The 16261-nt window shown below is 56.0% G+C and carries 17 protein-coding genes; 6 read left to right on the forward strand and 11 right to left on the reverse strand.

Annotated elements, in window-relative coordinates; all coding sequences use genetic code 11:
• Positions 1 to 65 precede the first annotated feature (65 nt).
• The 6 genes from W02_RS20400 to W02_RS20425 form a co-directional block, all read right to left on the reverse strand.
• The gene (locus W02_RS20400) at positions 66 to 1376 is read right to left on the reverse strand and encodes an FAD-dependent oxidoreductase (RefSeq protein WP_173051091.1); all 1311 of its coding nucleotides are present in this window, start codon (positions 1374 to 1376) and stop codon (positions 66 to 68) included.
• Entirely contained in the window at positions 1373 to 2233 is an 861-nt protein-coding gene (gene hpnD / locus W02_RS20405; protein ID WP_173051093.1) for a presqualene diphosphate synthase HpnD, read from the reverse strand. Before hpnD ends, W02_RS20400 begins: the two co-directional genes overlap by 4 nt.
• Positions 2234 to 2240: 7 nt before the next feature.
• A complete protein-coding gene (locus tag W02_RS20410; RefSeq protein ID WP_173051095.1) occupies positions 2241 to 3173 on the reverse strand; it encodes a cobalamin-binding protein in 933 nt (310 codons plus the stop codon).
• Between the two features lie 13 nt (positions 3174 to 3186).
• Positions 3187 to 3879, reverse strand: a complete 693-nt coding sequence (locus W02_RS20415; RefSeq protein ID WP_173051097.1) for an HAD family phosphatase — start codon at positions 3877 to 3879, stop codon at positions 3187 to 3189.
• A 116-nt stretch (positions 3880 to 3995) separates the two neighbouring features.
• Positions 3996 to 4718 carry a hypothetical protein gene (locus W02_RS20420; RefSeq protein ID WP_173051099.1) on the reverse strand — a complete coding sequence of 241 codons (723 nt, stop codon included), beginning with the start codon at positions 4716 to 4718 and terminating at the stop codon, positions 3996 to 3998.
• 118 nt (positions 4719 to 4836) lie between these two features.
• Positions 4837 to 6597, reverse strand: coding sequence for an adenosylcobalamin-dependent ribonucleoside-diphosphate reductase (locus W02_RS20425; RefSeq protein ID WP_173051101.1), 1761 nt, complete (start codon positions 6595 to 6597; stop codon positions 4837 to 4839).
• Between the two features lie 79 nt (positions 6598 to 6676).
• Here W02_RS20425 and W02_RS20430 point away from each other — a divergent pair, with 79 nt between their 5' ends.
• The 3 genes from W02_RS20430 to W02_RS20440 all read left to right on the forward strand — a co-directional run bounded on the left by W02_RS20430 (position 6677) and on the right by W02_RS20440 (position 8996).
• Positions 6677 to 7090: a secondary thiamine-phosphate synthase enzyme YjbQ gene (locus tag W02_RS20430; RefSeq protein ID WP_173051103.1), complete on the forward strand. Its 414-nt coding sequence runs from the start codon at positions 6677 to 6679 to the stop codon at positions 7088 to 7090.
• A gap of 132 nt (positions 7091 to 7222) precedes the next feature.
• Complete coding sequence (locus W02_RS20435; RefSeq protein WP_173051105.1) at positions 7223 to 8236, forward strand: hypothetical protein; 1014 nt, start codon at positions 7223 to 7225, stop codon at positions 8234 to 8236.
• 97 nt (positions 8237 to 8333) lie between these two features.
• Positions 8334 to 8996 carry a cysteine rich repeat-containing protein gene (locus tag W02_RS20440; RefSeq protein ID WP_173051107.1) on the forward strand — a complete coding sequence of 221 codons (663 nt, stop codon included), beginning with the start codon at positions 8334 to 8336 and terminating at the stop codon, positions 8994 to 8996.
• Here the strand turns inward: W02_RS20440 and W02_RS20445 are convergent.
• The 5 genes from W02_RS20445 to W02_RS20465 all read right to left on the reverse strand — a co-directional run bounded on the left by W02_RS20445 (position 8986) and on the right by W02_RS20465 (position 13814).
• Positions 8986 to 9693, reverse strand: a complete 708-nt coding sequence (locus W02_RS20445; RefSeq protein WP_173051109.1) for an FHA domain-containing protein — start codon at positions 9691 to 9693, stop codon at positions 8986 to 8988. The genes W02_RS20440 and W02_RS20445 overlap by 11 nt on opposite strands.
• A 19-nt stretch (positions 9694 to 9712) precedes the next feature.
• On the reverse strand, positions 9713 to 10528 hold the full coding sequence (locus tag W02_RS20450; RefSeq protein ID WP_173051111.1) for a Stp1/IreP family PP2C-type Ser/Thr phosphatase: 816 nt from the start codon (positions 10526 to 10528) through the stop codon (positions 9713 to 9715).
• Between the two features lie 9 nt (positions 10529 to 10537).
• A complete protein-coding gene (locus tag W02_RS20455; protein ID WP_197742084.1) occupies positions 10538 to 11773 on the reverse strand; it encodes a serine/threonine-protein kinase in 1236 nt (411 codons plus the stop codon).
• 260 nt (positions 11774 to 12033) lie between these two features.
• Positions 12034 to 12882, reverse strand: a complete 849-nt coding sequence (locus tag W02_RS20460) for a PHP domain-containing protein (protein ID WP_173051114.1) — start codon at positions 12880 to 12882, stop codon at positions 12034 to 12036.
• Complete coding sequence (locus W02_RS20465) at positions 12879 to 13814, reverse strand: dihydroneopterin aldolase (RefSeq protein ID WP_173051116.1); 936 nt, start codon at positions 13812 to 13814, stop codon at positions 12879 to 12881. The genes W02_RS20460 and W02_RS20465 overlap by 4 nt, the downstream gene beginning before the upstream one ends.
• Before the next feature lie 190 nt (positions 13815 to 14004).
• Here W02_RS20465 and moaC point away from each other — a divergent pair, with 190 nt between their 5' ends.
• From moaC to moaA, 3 genes are read left to right on the forward strand one after another with little or no spacing between them, the layout of a single operon-like run.
• A complete protein-coding gene (moaC, locus tag W02_RS20470; protein WP_173051118.1) occupies positions 14005 to 14496 on the forward strand; it encodes a cyclic pyranopterin monophosphate synthase MoaC in 492 nt (163 codons plus the stop codon).
• An 8-nt stretch (positions 14497 to 14504) separates the two neighbouring features.
• Positions 14505 to 15200 carry a molybdenum cofactor biosynthesis protein MoaE gene (locus W02_RS20475; RefSeq protein WP_173051120.1) on the forward strand — a complete coding sequence of 232 codons (696 nt, stop codon included), beginning with the start codon at positions 14505 to 14507 and terminating at the stop codon, positions 15198 to 15200.
• Entirely contained in the window at positions 15179 to 16258 is a 1080-nt protein-coding gene (gene moaA, locus W02_RS20480) for a GTP 3',8-cyclase MoaA (protein ID WP_370467950.1), read from the forward strand. Before W02_RS20475 ends, moaA begins: the two co-directional genes overlap by 22 nt.
• Positions 16259 to 16261 lie beyond the last annotated feature (3 nt).

Genomic DNA, 16261 nt, shown 5'->3' on the forward strand with positions numbered 1-16261 from the left:
AATCCGCACGAGACTTGGTGAGGACGATAGGCGCAGGGCATTGCGATGGTATTGACCGGCGGGCCTCAAGAGGGTAGCTGACGGATGAGGGCGTCAGCGCACCGTTCTCCGCTTTCAATCGCACTTTCCATGTTCGTCGGCCAGCCGGTGTCGGTCCATGAACCGGCAAGAAGAAAATTCGCGATCGGGCTTTGTGCGATCGGCCGCCGGGTCTTCGTGCCGGGATGCAGTGAAAGATATGAATCAGTCCGATGTTCCTGTGTGATAAAACCGATGTTCCGCTCGGCGTCTAACAGGACCAACGAACGAAGCAAGGATACAGCGGCGGCTTCCAGATCGCCGATCTCGGCGAACGGGTGTGTGAGCAGTCCGGAAAATATACTATCTTCTATTCCATTGGGTCTTCCCCATACCCATCGAAATGATTCATTGGGCAGAAGAATGAAGCGCGGGCCGGACAAGGCTTGTCGGACATGGATGCGAACAAACGAACAGGATCGTGAGCTCAGTTCGCTGATCTGTTGAAAATACGCATAGCGGGTCAGCCACCGTTCAGGAAGAAGAGGAGTGAGGTGGTGATGGGGAAGTGCAGAGATATACCAGTCTGCACGGAAGACGGTTCCGTCGGCGGTGCGAATGCCGCCGACATGATGGTGATCATGCAGGACTTCTATGGCCCGGGTCTCTCGCCGCACGGTGGCCCCCGCCTCTTGGAGGCCGATCAAAATAGGTTCAACGAGTAGCGATGTCCACGGCTCTTCGAAGACGGTGATCCGCCGGTCTGATGCCGTCCCCAGAAAAAATGGCGTGCAGGCCGTCACCAATGCGTCTCCAGAGAGTGTATCGAGATCGCTGCCGGTGAGCCAGTAGGCGACAGGATTCCATACCGCTTGCTGTGATGCCTGATCGATTCCAAGCGAATTTAACCAATCCCTGGCCGTGCGATGTTCCAGGTCTGGAGTGAGTTCGAGAGTGCCTTCCCAGAGTTGTTCCAGCCACGACAGCAGGTTCCATCTCTCCCGCCACGAGAATCCTTTGAAACGCCCCAACGAGAATACGGTATTGAGAGGGCGGGGGAACCATCCGCGCGGATACGAAACGACCCGACGGTCCGGCAGTTGCAGTTCCAGCGAGAGATTCGTCGCAGGATGTAATTCCGAAATGGAGCCAAGACCTTGCAGGAGTTTGCGGGTCGCACGATGACAACCCAAGACAGGGACCGGAGGACCATCCGTGGCTGTCAGCGCCCCTCCGAGTCTCGAAGATTGTTCAAGAAGTGTAACGTGCAGACCGTGTCTGGCCAGCCGGTATGCGGCGGTGAGCCCCGATGGACCTGTTCCAAGGATCACGACGGATGGTGGTCGAGCAGCTGTCACGAGAATCTGGATTGCACCCAAACGCCGGCGGCGAGGGCCAATCGATTGGAGGTCGAGAGGCGTATTCGTGGGCCGAATATTTGATGATCGGGCTGCTCGATCCGCTCGAGGATACGCGAATAGACGGCGCGCATGATCTCAGCAACGGTCAGCGCGCGCCGTTCCGCGCGCGGCAAACTCTCTAGGGCGGCTTGAGCTTTCTTGTAGTACTGGCGCGCTCGGGCGCTTTCAAATGCGACGAGTTCACGCAGAGCGGGAGAATGCTGTTTGGCCAGCAGTTCACTCTCTCCGCAGTGAAATCGCGCCAGATCCTCTAGGGGAAGGTAGACACGTCCTTGTTCAGCATCAGTTGCGAGGTCGCGAAGAATATTGGTCAGCTGAAAGGCCATTCCCAAGTCAACCGCATAGTCCTGGGCGTGGGCGGAGGTGGCGCCGAATACATGGAGACACATCAAACCGACGACGGACGCCACGCGATAGCAGTAGAGCGAAAGCGCGTCGAACGTTTCGTAACGTGTTGTGGTGAGGTCCATTTCGACCCCTTTGATCAACTCTTCAAAATAGGCTTGAGGAATCGATAGCCGCCTGACATGGTGAGCCAGGCTGATCATGATGGGCCACGTCGGCGTCCCGTGATACACCGCATCCAACTCGGATCGCCAACGGCGCAGTTCCTCCTTGGGTTCGCTTCCATGCGTCGGCTCATCGACCGCGCTATCCACCGCTTTGCAGAAGGCGTACACCGTATACATCGCGTTTCGCCTTGTGGCCGGCAGGAATAAAAATGAGTAATAGAAGTTGCTTCCACTGCTTTTGGTCAGTTGGGTGCAATACGCCTGGGCTTCTTGTGGTGTCATAGGTGTCCTAAAAGCGCGTGGAATTCATCGGCCATGACACACGTCGCACGGAAGGTGATCTCGTCTCAGCATCGATGTGTCCGGAAAAGACGGACGCGAGCAGTTCCACTCCGTCGACAAGCCGTGGGCCAGGCCGACTGAAGTAAGAGGTTGCATCGACCACGAAGACGTTGGGCCACTCGAGCGCCGCTCGTGACCAGTCGGTTGAGTGTTCAAGCAAAGTATGCACTTCTGCGCACGTGCGGGACACTCCAAAACCGCAGGGCATGAGAATTACGATGTCAGGTGCCGCAGCGAATGCCTCCTGCCAGGATATCTCCCGCGACGGTTGGCCTGCTTGTCCGACCACGTCGATTCCTCCCGCCATATCGACCATCTCCGGAATCCAATGCCCGCCGGCGTAGAGTGGAGCGAGCCATTCCAGACAAAGGACGCGTGGCTTGATGGATGAAGAGGTGTGGGCCCTCGCCTGCTCCAGCCGGTCGCGAAGAGATGTGGTGAGTCTGCACGCTCGATCGCATTGTTCCACGGCTTTGCCGATGCGCGCGATGTCATGCAGCACGGCATCCAGTGTTGTCGGATTCAGCTTGACGATCCGCGGCGGGACGGACAGGCATTTCACGGCGCGACCGATTTGATCCGGTGTGACCGCACAGACATGGCAAAGATCCTGAATCAGCAGCGTGTCGGGATTTGCCTCGATGAACGCTCGTTCGTCGAGACGGTACAGATGTCCACTTGATGCCGCCAGATGTTTGACTTCCTGGTCGATGCGGGCGCTCGACGAATGACGACTGTCGACCAATGATTCAACCAGTATCCGTGCATGCCTCACGTCAGTCGGGTAGTCACATTCATGACTGATCCCGACCAGGTCGTCGGCCAGGCCGAGGGCTGCCACGACCTCGGTTGCACCGGGAACGAATGAACAGATTCTCATAAGCCCATCGTCCTCATGAAGACGGCCATAAACGTATGCGGAGTTCATCAAGGTTCGCGGCCGCCAGCGTATGCGTGACCGCATCAGCTCTGTGCAGGTCCTGTACGGAATGGGTATTGGTCACGGCCAGAACTTTCATGGATGCCGCCTTTCCGCTTTCAACACCAGGAAGGGAATCTTCTATGACCAGACAGGATTCAGCAGTGAGGTGAGGATCTCGCAATCGTTGCAAAGACCGGAGCGCGTGAAGAAAAGGCTGAGGATCCGGCTTTCCTCTGGCGACATCTTCCGCGCTTGTGATATGGGTGAATTCTTTGCGTAGACCGGCTCCTTCCAGGATGTACTCGATTTCATGGCGCAGGGCACCGGATGCGATGGCCAATGGGTAGGCGCGTCCCGCCTGTTTGACGAATTCGACGACCCCGGGAAATAACACGTTGGGCTGCTTCACCAAGCCCATGTAGACTTTCGCTTTCCGATCCATCAGTTGAGCCATCAAAGTTGGGATAATGGGACGATCGTTGGTTGTGAGCGCGGCGATGAAACAACCCCGATCGTCAAAGCCCAGGTATTCTCGGTAGTACTCGGTTTCGCTCAACGAAATGCCGATCTCCCGTAACGTGTTTCTCAACGCGGCGTAATGGAGCGGCTCGGTATTCGCAATGATGCCGTCGAAATCGAATATGATCGCTTTGAGCTGGGGCATAGATCTTTGGGGTGAACAGCCGTCGATCGATGCAACGGCGCGGATTATAACACAGAGGAAAGAGAGAAGGCCGGAGATCAGGACCGGCCTTCAGGTGTGTAGAGCACGATAGAAAATCAGAATTTTAGACGCAGACGCCGCTCCGAGATCCATCCCTTCGTGCCGTCATCGCTTCGGACTGAATACACCCAGCCACTAGGCTGCAAGTCACCGTCTGCGACGGTCAACGTTGTTCCGGGTCTCAGCGCAGCTCCGGGCTTGGTACCCGTCGGGTCCATGGTCAGGGAGATCATTTCTGTTGGTGCGGCAGGATTTCCGACCACGGTCACCCGTTGTCCTTCGGCGAAGAGCGGAGACGAAGGGGAAATGGCCGAAGGCATGGGCGTAGGCGCCGTTGGTTGCGCTGGTGCGAGCGGCGGCTCGGAAGGTGTCGGCGCGCCTTGGGATTCGGCTGGGGCTGTGGTGCCTTCGCCTGCTGTCGGCGGCGGAGGTGGAGGAGCGAGAGAGGGCTGTGAAGGTGAATGTGGCTGCGTGGCGACGGTCGGAGCCGATGACTGAGGAGCTTCGCCCAACAATGGTGCGAGCCATTCGGTCAGTTGCTCAGGCTCCATCGCGACGTAGCCGATGCCCCCGACCAAGAGCAATAGGAATATCCAGAGCAGAGGACGCCCTCCGCCGGATTTTTTCGGTGGTTTCATCGGAGAAATGGGACGCGTTGAAGCGGTTTGGTCGAGTTCTTCTTCGGTGAATTCGAGATCAGGCTCTGGTTGGCGTGCGAAGAAACGGGAAAAATCCAACTGGTTTCCCACGGGCGTCAGATGTCCTACGAGCGCAGCCATCACATACCTCCAAACTGAGCGGCCGGATGCCGTATCGTCACAATCGCGAAATACTTATCACCATCATTCTAGCCTGTCAATTTTATCCACGACACGCGCCGATCGGTCGACCGATTGCTCAACAACTCTTGGTCTTTGTGCAGGACAACACCTGATCGGCCCGGCTCCCCGATCGAAACACCGTGAGACCTTTGCAGCCAAGTTCATGGGCCAGCAGCAGCGCCCGGGCAACCTCTTGGCGAGTCGCTGTGGATGGCAGATTGATCGTTTTGGACACTCCGCTGTCGCTGTAACGCTGAAAGATCGCCTGCATGCGAACGTGATGTTCGGGTGCCACGTCATGGGCCGTGGGAAACAGCAGGCGAAGGTGTGACGGAATGGTTGGCACGTCTCGAATCGATGGCGCGGCATCCAGGTGCGTCTGGATACGATCCAGGTCAAGTCCCTCTACCCGTGCCATCCGCATGAAGAGGGGATGACGAGTGACCAGTTGGCGCCCGTTCAATACCGTCCGTACGGTTTGAATCGCATAAATCGGTTCGATGCCCGGTGAGCATCCTGCGATGATGCTGATCGTACCGGTTGGGGCGATCGTGGTGACCGTCGCATTCCGCAAGATACCGCTGGTGTGTGCACGATCTCTGTGGAGTGCCGGATACGGCCCTCGCTCTTCGGCGAGCCTGTGAGACGCCCGGTGCGCCTGAGACTTCAAAAATTGCATGAGCCTGCGCGCCACGGCGAGCGCCTGATCCGAATCATAGGGGATGCGTAGTCGAATCAAGAGGTCGGCGAAGCCCATGATGCCGAGGCCGATCTTTCGAGTGCGTTTAGTGGCGGCCTCGATTTCAGCCAGGGGGTACCGATTGCGGTCGATGACATTGTCGAGAAAACGGACAGCGAGTTCGACCGTTTCCCCCAGACGGGAGTAGTCGAGAACAGGTCCGTCAGGACGCTCCAGGACAAAGTTTGAAACATTGATCGATCCGAGCGTGCAGGACTCAAACGGCAGCAGCGGTTGTTCTCCGCATGGGTTGGTGGCTTCGATGCGGCCGAGCCGCGGAGTAGGATTGGCTCGGTTGATGGTATCCAGAAAGAGGACACCCGGTTCTCCGGATTCCCAGGCGGCGTCAACCAGCCGATCAAAAACCATCCGTGCGGAGATGCGTTTGACGGCCAAGCCGGTTCGCGGATTGATCAGCGCGTAGAAGCGGTTCTGTTTCCTGGCGCGCATGAACGACCTGGTCAGTCCCACAGAGAGATTAAAGTTCGTCATTTCCGCCGGATTCCGTTTGAGCGCGATAAAATCAAGAATATCGGGATGATCGATCTGCAGAATCCCCATGTTTGCTCCGCGGCGGGCACCGCCTTGCTTGATCACGTCGGTCGTGAGATTGAATACACGCATGAACGAGATCGGGCCGGATGCCATGCCGTTGGTCGAGGCGACCAGATCGTGCCGCGGCCGAATACGGTTGAACGAAAACCCAGTTCCACCTCCTGATTGGTGGACCAATGCTTGTGACTTGACGGATTCCAGAATGGACGCGAGCGAATCCTCGACGGGAAGTACAAAACACGCCGATAGTTGTTGTAAGGAACGGCCGGCATTCATCAATGTTGGAGAATTGGGAAGGAAGTCGAGCCTCGCCATCATCTCGTAAAACCGGCTGGCTGCATGAGGCAATCTCGATCGCTTCGAATATCGTAGCTCGGCCGAGGCAATATCGGTCGCAATGCGCCAGAACATGTGCGCGGGCGTTTCACGTCCGGTAGCGCCCCGACGCTTCGCGAGATATCGGTTCCTCAAGACGACTCGGGCTTCGGTTGTGAGCAACGGAAGCGGCAACCTGTCCGGCGGGGCAGCGGTCATAGGTATCATTATATCCGCCGCATGCATGTTTGACGATGTGCACCAGCGGCTAGTATCTTATGCTTCTGCCACGCGCAGCGAACGGCCGATGAAATCCTTCAGGCAAGAATTATCGTTTGAGACCGCGACGAGGCGCGCCTATCTGAATATTACTTCTCAGGTCGAAGAGGCCGTTGCGAGAAGCGGTGTCAAAGAAGGCCTGGTGCTCGTCAACGCGATGCATATCACGGCCAGCGTTTATATTAATGATGACGAGCCAGGCCTCCTGCAGGATTATGATGAGTTTTTGGAGACCGTCGCTCCGCACGATGCGTCCTATCGCCATAATGACACCGGGGAGGACAATGGCGATGCGCACATCAAGCGTCAACTGATGGGACGCGAAGTGGTCGTCGCGGTGACGAACGGCCGGCTGGATTTCGGACCATGGGAACAAATTTTCTACGGAGAGTTCGATGGAAGAAGACGGAAACGTGTTCTCATCAAGATCGTCGGGGAGTAAGGGGACTGGTATGGTGGCAGGAGTCCAAAGGCTTACGCTGGAAGTTCGTCGTCCCTTGCTCCGGCATGAAAAGTTTGGCAACATGAACTCACCTGGCCGATACGTGAGTGCTTGTCATCGAAGGAGTTTTGGATGTTGAGTTGGTCCCGCCCGGATCCCCTGACACGGGATCTCATTCATTTGATCAATGCCCGTCGCCATGATCATGGCGACACCGATGCCGCCATCGATACACTGCAGGCATTTCTCGAACAGGGTCGGGAACACGATCTCCTCACGGTTCTCGCCGCGCTCGATGAAGACATGGCTGAATGGTTGTTTGATTTGGTTGCGGAGGCCTCATGTTCGATCATGCTGGACACTGCCACCGATGACAAACAGTCCTACGCCGTCATGGCCGCGCTGGAACTTCCGCTTCAAGCCAACCTGTCTCATCCGTTGAAACTTAAAATCGATCCAGTCGCGACGGCCGATCTTTTGCACCGGCATCTCAGGTTGTCCGCAGGGACGCTGGTTCGGGTCGAGGCCCGGTTACTCACCGATGCGACGTTGGAACCGCTCAGTCTACAGACATTGAACGAGCATTTGACCTCTGTCGGGGATTCTCAACGAACCCAATCGATCGCAGCGAGGCTCTACCCTCCGGTTGAAAACACCGCATTTCTGCTATTTGAATTGATCGGTGTACCAGATTCGGACCTTCCCGACTCTCTTGAAGATCCACATCGCCGAGCGCTCCTAGAGGGTCTGGTGGAACAATGTCCCGAACTCGCCCGCGCACCGGATACGCTCGACGCACCAGTGTACGCGTCCTACGCCATGTTCGATGCGCAGAACGCGGTTCGGCTGCATCATCTCGCAGATGAGACCGCCGCCGTTTGGCACGACCTCGACCCGCTGGTTCGTGCAAGGACGATTGTTCATCTCCATACCCAATGCGGCAATGGCGTGTACATGCCTGTCTGGACCGATCTGTTCGATCCCGAGTTGCCAGAGGATCACGGACCAGTTTGGACGTCGCCTGATGTCTGGGTCTTTACGGCCGATCTTCCCATCGAATGGCCAGGCGAGATGCTGACCAACCGTCTGCTGGCGGAAGGATGCACGAGATTCGAAAATCACATCGTCGAGGCTCCGGAAAACTGAGCGTTCTCCTTTCATTTCTTCTCTGCTGAATCAGGACATTTCGTCGATTTTTTTCCCCTCTTGTCCTATCCTCGACTGTGCAACGAGGGAAGGATCTATGGCTCAACAGGATACGTTCGGGAAAGTTCTTGCGGTACTGTTCACGGTCATCGGACTGGCATTGGTATGGCTCTCTATTGTCACCAGCCTTCCATCACAACTTGACCTTGCGGCGGCCAATGCCCCATCGACCGATCAGATAACGTCGACGGATCGGAAGTCGGCTACTGCCGGGCCGATGACGGCAGATCGTCAGCCGGAACCGGCCCTCGATCTGTCGATTCCGGGCCGGTCGTCCTCGTTACCGTTCCATGGCTCCGACGCTGTCGAGAACAGGACCGCCGATCAGAAATCGGCATATGCCTCTGGATCAATCCCCACCGACCCGCGCGTGTCCCAAATCACCAAGCTTAAATGTGCAGCTGAAATCGAACAGTTGTGTCCGGACTCCACGGATGGGACCTCACGGACCCGCTGTCTGGAGCGCCGTGCGAAAAAACTGGATTCGTCCTGTCAGGCGCAACTGCAAGAGCGCTTCGTGAAGTGGAAGGATGAACGGACACGTATGTTCGCGGCTTGCGACATGGACATTAAGCGCTTCTGTCGGTTAGTCAGGCCGGGAGAGGGACGGGTGCTACAGTGCTTGCAGGATCATACGCAGGATGTTTCGGATCGCTGTTATGGCACATTGCCGAAAGGCACGTTGCTCTTCACGCAGTGACCTCCTCCCCAGACGGAAGTGAATAAAACGTCAGCAGGATTCCCGCCACCTCGATCTGATCTCCGTTTTCCAATCGTTGTACGGCTGTGGTCACGGCGCCGTTGACGAGCGGAGGCTTCTTCGGCTGAAGAGCAGTGAGATAATATCGGCCTCCACGGCAGGAAATATGAGCGATCGATTTAGGGGCAAACCAGCCCATCAGACGTATGGAGGCACCATTCTCTGAACCGATGACGTTCACAGGTCGTGTTAGCACGTACTCTCGCCTGTCTGTTTTGCCGCTGTTCACGAGAACCTTGGCCTTGGTTGCCGCTGCTCCTTGCGTTTTGCTGATGACGATCGTGTGTTCGTCGGTGGATACCGGTTGCGGTAGGAGGTGATTTGCTATCGCCGCTTCTTGAAAGATCATGCGATGTTTGCCGATCGTGATCACGTCGGTATCGCGCAGTTGATGCCGTGTAATGCGTCTACTGTTGACCGATGTACCGTTCGTGCTCTTGAGGTCTTCGATGAAGTAGACCGATTGAACTTTGACGATCCTGGCATGGTAAGCCGATACCGTATGATCGTCGACCGAAAGATCGTTGTCCGATCGTCTGCCGATCGTGAGTCCGCCGTCCGCGATCTCAAGCGGGTGAGCCGTTTGGCCGTCGAGTTTGACGAGCACAGTGGCGTGAGCTGCGGTCGAAAGACCCATGGCGAACTCCTTTCGGTTGTCACGCGTTCGGAAGCAACCAGTCCTGACGGATTCGCTGCCACAATCGCATAGATTCAACCGAGACGATCAGCACGGTGGTATTGTCGTCGCCGCCTGCTTGATTGGCCATCGCTACCAAGCAATCCGCGGCGTAGGCGATGTTGAGGCAATGGCCGAGTACATCTCCGATCTCTTCGGAGCGTACGCCACGTGTCAGGCCGTCGGAACAACAAAGCAGCCGATCGCCGCTAAGAAGCACGATGTCTCCGATATCAACTTCAACGGCACTCTCGATCCCGAGCGCCCTCGTGATGATATGTCGCTTCGGTGAGCATTCCGCTTCGCGTTCGGTCATTCCCCCGTTACGGACCTGCTCCGCGACCCAGGAATGGTCCTGAGTCAATACTTGTAGAGATCCTTCTCGGAATAAATACAATCTGCTGTCGCCGACGTGTGCGAAGAAAAGCCGCTCGCCAACAATGTACGCCGCCACCACCGTGGTTCCCATGCCTGTGAGGCCGGCTTGGCTCCAGGATTCGTGATGGATGGCTTGATTGGCTGACCGGATAGCCGCTGCGAGTCGGTCATACTCACAGGGGACCGAGCATTGTTGCCCGCTGGATGATGAGGAACCATCGGAGAACAGCGATGTTGCCAGCGTGCGCCTGATAGTGTTGACAGCCATGGCACTGGCAATTTCTCCGGCGTTGCTTCCTCCCATACCATCGCAGACGACATAGAGCCCCAATGCGGGCTCTGCCAGAAAACAATCTTCGTTGGTCGTGCGTTTGAGTCCGATATCCGTCTTGACGCTGTGGGATATTTCGATGGGCAAGAATATTCCTCAGGCGGCAAGACTATGGAGGCAGGCCTGCAGGTCTTGCGATAGCTCTGCGGCCCGGCGATAACGCTGGGGAAGGTCCTTTTGAAGGGCGCGTGTCACGATTTCCTGACACATCGGCGGCAGATCCTTGCGAATCGATTGGAGCGCGGGAGGATGGTGATGAGCAATGGCGAATAGAAGGGCCGGCAAATTATCAGCCATGAACGGCGGTCGTCCGGTCAGGAGTTCGAAGAATACGATGCCAAGTGAAAAAATATCCGATCGCCCGTCGACCTTCTTGCCGCCGATTTGCTCTGGAGACATATAGGTGGGGGTGCCGAGGACCATGTCGGTCTGCGTTCTGCTGCTCGACGCCATCTTCGCAATTCCAAAGTCCATCACTTTGACGGTGCGGTCCTTGGTTAACATGATGTTCGCGGGTTTGATGTCGCGATGAACGACTCCCTCTTGGTGGGCATGGTCCAATGCATCTGCCACGGTGGCGAGCACTTGAATCGTTTCCATTGGGGGAAGCAGATGGGGAGGTCTTGACCATTGTCTGAGCGCTTGACCGTCCAGTAGTTCCATCGCGATGTAGCCCAGATCGTCCTGCTCGCCCGCATCGTAGATTGTCACAATGTTGGGATGGGAGAGCTTGCCCGCAGACTCGGCTTCGCGAAAGAATCGCGCCTTTACTTCTTGCAGCTTTTCGCTGTCGTCGATCTGATCCAGCCGCATCGTCTTGATCGCAACGAATCGCTGGATCGTCGGATCCTTCCCCAAATAGACGATGCCCATGGCGCCTCGTCCCAATTCTTTCAGGACCTTGTACCGACCGAGCATTGCGGGAGCGGAACCGTTGATCGCCAATCCGCTGTTCGAACTTGAGACAGATGGCATGCCGGTGGTTTCTTCCGGTTGGCCGTCGCTTTCCATGGCGGAAGCGATGCCTGTGCGCTGTGCGGGAACCCGAGGTGTAAACACTTCACAAAACGATTCAAAATGCCGAATCCACGTCAGGGTGAGCCAGAGACCGACACCGATCAAGCTGGCCGAATAGGCCCAGAGGTATTGTGCAATGCCGAGGCGGTCGATCAGCGGGAGTCCCACTCCCCTCAGCGCTTTGTCGCCGAAGGTCAGGATCATGAGCATTGTGATGGGGATCACCATGTGTCGAACAAAACGCGATCCACGTGAGGCGTCAGGAAACCGTTGGCAAGCATTCATGGCAAGAGAAAACACAAAGGTCAGCGCCATGAGGTCGGCGCTTAGCCTGATCAGCGCAGCAGGTGTCAATTGGAAGAAGGGAAGTGGAACGGATTGTGCTGAAAAGAAGCTCCCAAGTGTAGGGCCTGCCAGAAGGGAGAGCATTATTCCAGCGAGATGAGGAAGTATCCAGTTCCAGGCGTTCAGCATGTGGATGTCGGGGTGAGATCCGGAGCCGTGTTTAGTGTATCGGAACGGATCGGGGAGTCAACGAATTGGAGGAATGGAACGCAAATGCATCTCTGGAACGATTACACTCGGGCGGCAGCGTTCTTGAGCGGGTCCAGAAGATCGGGATTGACGGTCAGACCCCCGCGTCCGGTCCCGACTGCAATGTCCGGCTTGGTGAGACCGTGAAAATCACTCCCGCCGGTGATGAGCAATCCCAGTTCCCTGGCTAAATTCAGGTAGGTCGAGGTCTGAGACTTCGTGTGGGTACTGTAGTGAACCTCAATGCCTCCCAAGCCGGCATCTTTCAGACCGGTGACGCAGACTCGCAAATCACCTTCCGATTTTTTCGCCCATGTTGGATGGGCGAGTACCGCCACGCCTCCGGCGTTCTTGATCCAATCGATCGCTTCCGAGGGCGGCGGTAGTTCGCGGGCGACGTAGGCAGGCTTTCCTTCGGCGAGATAACGATCAAAGGCCTCTTTAGCCGAGTTGACATATTTCTTTTGCATCAAGAGCTGCGCAATGTGAGGACGCCCGACGGCTTCCGTCCCCGCCAATGTTTTAACCTCTCCATAGGTCACGTCAAGACCTTCGGCTCTCAACCGTTCAATGATCAACGGATTACGGCGATGGCGGCTCTGCCTCAATGTGGCCAAACGCCGATTGAATTGTTCGTCCTTCCAGTCCATGCAATAACCCAGTATATGGAGTTCGTTTTGACCGTCGAAGGAGCTGATTTCGACCCCCGGAATGACTTCGACGCCGAGTGCGGCGCCCGCGGTCATGGCTTCCGGGATACCACTGGTTATATCATGGTCGGTAATGGCCAGGGCCGTGACACGGGCCTTTTGAGCCAGAAGCACGACCTGCACGGGAGGCAGGCTTCCATCAGAGTGTGTGGTATGGAGGTGCAGGTCGATGCGACTCATGAGACCACGTGAGTACCGGCTTTCTGAGCGATCAATTGGGCGGTGAAGGCCGTACCGGAGTCAGGGGTACCCTCATGTTCCCCTTCGTCATAGGCAAGGACCTTTAGGGCGGAGGTCAGGCGCAGAAGTTCATTATGAGCCAAGCAGAATTCCCAGCGTCGGGGATGCCGATGGCGGAAGTAGTTTTCAATGCTGAAGGTTTCGTACACCAGGATGCCATTTGGTTTCAACGCATCGATTATCCATGGAAATAAGGGGCGATAGAGATAAAATGACACCACGATCACGTCATAGCTGTTTGCCGGAAACTCAGGGCGCTCATCTGTCGTGCGCTCCAAATCTATTGGTTTGACGGTCAGGTGAAGATGCCGCAGTGCAGCTGCAGCCGATAATTTCGTCAAAGATTCTGTATCGCGGTCGAGTGCCTCCACGTCAAACCCATGTTCTGCTAGATAGAGGGCGTTACGTCCGGATCCTGAAGCGACATCGAGCGCGCGACCTTTCGTCAATCGATGCAGGTGCTGCGTTAAGAATCTCAAAGGGCGCACGCCTGATTGATCGTGCTGCTGCGCCACTCTTCCCCGTTCGATGTGTATCCCCACTGATTTCACCTTATCCGAAAGCGGCGGCGTGAGCTTTCGAAGCCATAATTTGGCCTTTTCAATGGGAAATTCGTCGAACAGCATCGAAAGGAAACACTCGGAGAGCGATTCAAGAAGTATCCATTCTCTGCTTGAGCCGATCGCAACAATTCGAGACGTCACCAGGGAATAATCAATCGTATCCGTCAAACTCCCTGACTGAGCCGCAAGACCAATTTCACCTTCCAGCTCCATATCGATGGCTAGGGCTTGGGGTGTCCGTCGTTCATCTGGAGTCACCCCACAACGCGCCTGAAATTCCAGGCGTTCTACTACAATTTTTGTAGCCATCGGTCCTATTGTCATGGATTGGATTTCAGAGTGTCAACTTGTCAAGTGCGGGGAGCCCAGCCGTCATGATCGAAGAGATAGGTCTCACTAAATAGGGAAAGGGGCGTCCCTTGACTCCCATTTTGGAGGCCACCTATAATGACCGACATAATGGATGACTGTCCCATAACCGGCTGATTCACCGAGGAAAATGGAAGAGTTTACCCATTTTAACGAATCGGGACGGGCTCGCATGGTCGATGTCAGCAACAAGGGACAGACCGAGCGGGTGGCCTCGGCCCAAGCAACGATATACCTCCAGCCGGAAACATTGGAAAAGATACAACGGGGACGAATCGCCAAGGGTGATGTGTTGGCGGTTGCCCAGGTTGCCGGAGTCATGGGAGCGAAGAAGACCCCGGACCTCATCCCGATGTGCCATCCAATTCTCCTTTCTAGCGTCGATATTTCCTTCAAAGAAGAATTGCAGCCCGATCAGGAGGGCCGATGTGCCATCATTCTCACCGCGACAGCGAAGACGACTGGGCAAACGGGTGTAGAAATGGAAGCCATGACGGCCGCATCCATTGCGGCGTTAACCATTTACGACATGTGTAAGTCTATCGACCGGGCCATGAGCGTCCGTGACATTTGCCTGCTCTCAAAGGCGGGTGGCAAATCCGGCCTGTATGTACGGGAGTGAGTTGTACGATGGTGAATGTTCGACTATTCGGTATGACGAAGTCTCTTGCAGGAAACCAGACCGCGTTGGCTTTTGAGCTGACGAACGGTCGGCGTGTTCAAGATCTCATGGCCTTGATCGACGAACAATATCCGATGATTGGAGAACTGATACAGAAGAAGAAAATTCTCATATCTGTCAACCATGAGATTGCTGCAGACGATGTGGAAGTCATGGACGGGGATGAGATCGCATTATTGCCTCCGTTTGCCGGTGGCACTCAGATGGAGACTGCCGACGAAACGCAATTCGTTCGCGTCCAGCGGGATGATTTTTCTATCGACGAAGAGCTTCGTCGAGTCCGCAGAAGATCCACCCGCATCGGAGGAATTGCCGTGTTCCTCGGAACCGCTCGGGATCGATCGAAGGGCAGGGACGTGGATGGCATCACCTTCGAACATTATGAAGGGATGGCGCAGAAAAAACTGCGGGAGATCCGAGATCGAGCCCTGAAGGATTTTGATATTCTCGAATTGTTGGTCGTGCATCGCTATGGCGAAATCACCATCGGCGAAAACATTGTGTTGATCATCGCCGCCGCAGAGCACCGTGCGGAGGCATTCCGTGCTTGCAAATGGTCCATTGACGAACTCAAACAAATCACTCCGATCTGGAAATTGGAACATACTTCCACGGGAGAGGTATGGGTCGAGGAGCACCCGTAACCATGACCGTGTCCAGCCATCAATCCACCGTGACCGATGTGTTGGGACGTCCGCTGCGCAGTTTGCGGCTGTCGGTGACGGATCGCTGCAATCTTCGTTGCGCCTACTGCATGCCGGAAGAAGAGTACGTCTGGCTGCCTCGGGAGAATCTCCTGTCTTTCGAGGAAATGGCGACACTGACGAGTTACTTTACCGATCTCGGAGTGGATAAAGTTCGTTTGACGGGAGGAGAGCCTCTGCTTCGAAGGGATCTCCCTCGCTTGATCCGTTTGCTGCTTCAGAACCGGCACATTACCGAGATCGCATTGACGACCAATGGGATTCTCCTAGCCGACCAGATTCAGGCACTGTATGAGGCCGGTCTTCATCGAGTCACGATCAGCCTCGATACGCTGCGGCCCGAGCGATTTCGTCAATTGACCCGTAGAGACGAATACGCGCGAGTCCTCGAGGGGATTGAGTCTGTCGGGCGGGCGGGATTTACGGGATTGAAATTGGATACGGTCGCCATCAAAGGATTCAACGACGACGAATTGATCTCCCTGATAGAGTTTGGAAAGCACTATCAAGCGGAAGTCAGATTTATCGAATATATGGATGTCGGGGGAGCGAATAATTGGTCTGCGGACAAAGTGCTCCCGCTGGAATCGATGCTCGCCATCCTTGGAAAGCATTATGGAGCGATCGAGCCGATCCCAGGCCGGGGGGCGGCTCCGGCACAACGCTTCCGTTTGTCCGATGGAACGAGTTTCGGCGTGATTGCTTCAACGACGACCCCGTTCTGTGCTGCGTGCGATCGCAGCCGAGTCACTGCCGATGGGATGTGGTATCGATGCCTCTATGCCACAGTCGGAAACGATTTACGCCAACCGTTGCGTGATGGCATCTCGGCGGAGGATATGCGCGCGTATATCCGCCAGGGGTGGGAGGGCAGACGCGATAGAGGAGCTGAAGACCGTAAGGCCCTCGAACGTGTCGGAATGCGTGAGGCGAGGCTCATCGGAATCGAAAAGCTGCGAGAAGATCCACACCTCGAAATGCATGCCCGTGGCGGCTAGTTG

The sequence above is a fragment of the Nitrospira sp. KM1 genome, assembly GCF_011405515.1.
GTDB lineage: Bacteria > Nitrospirota > Nitrospiria > Nitrospirales > Nitrospiraceae > Nitrospira_C.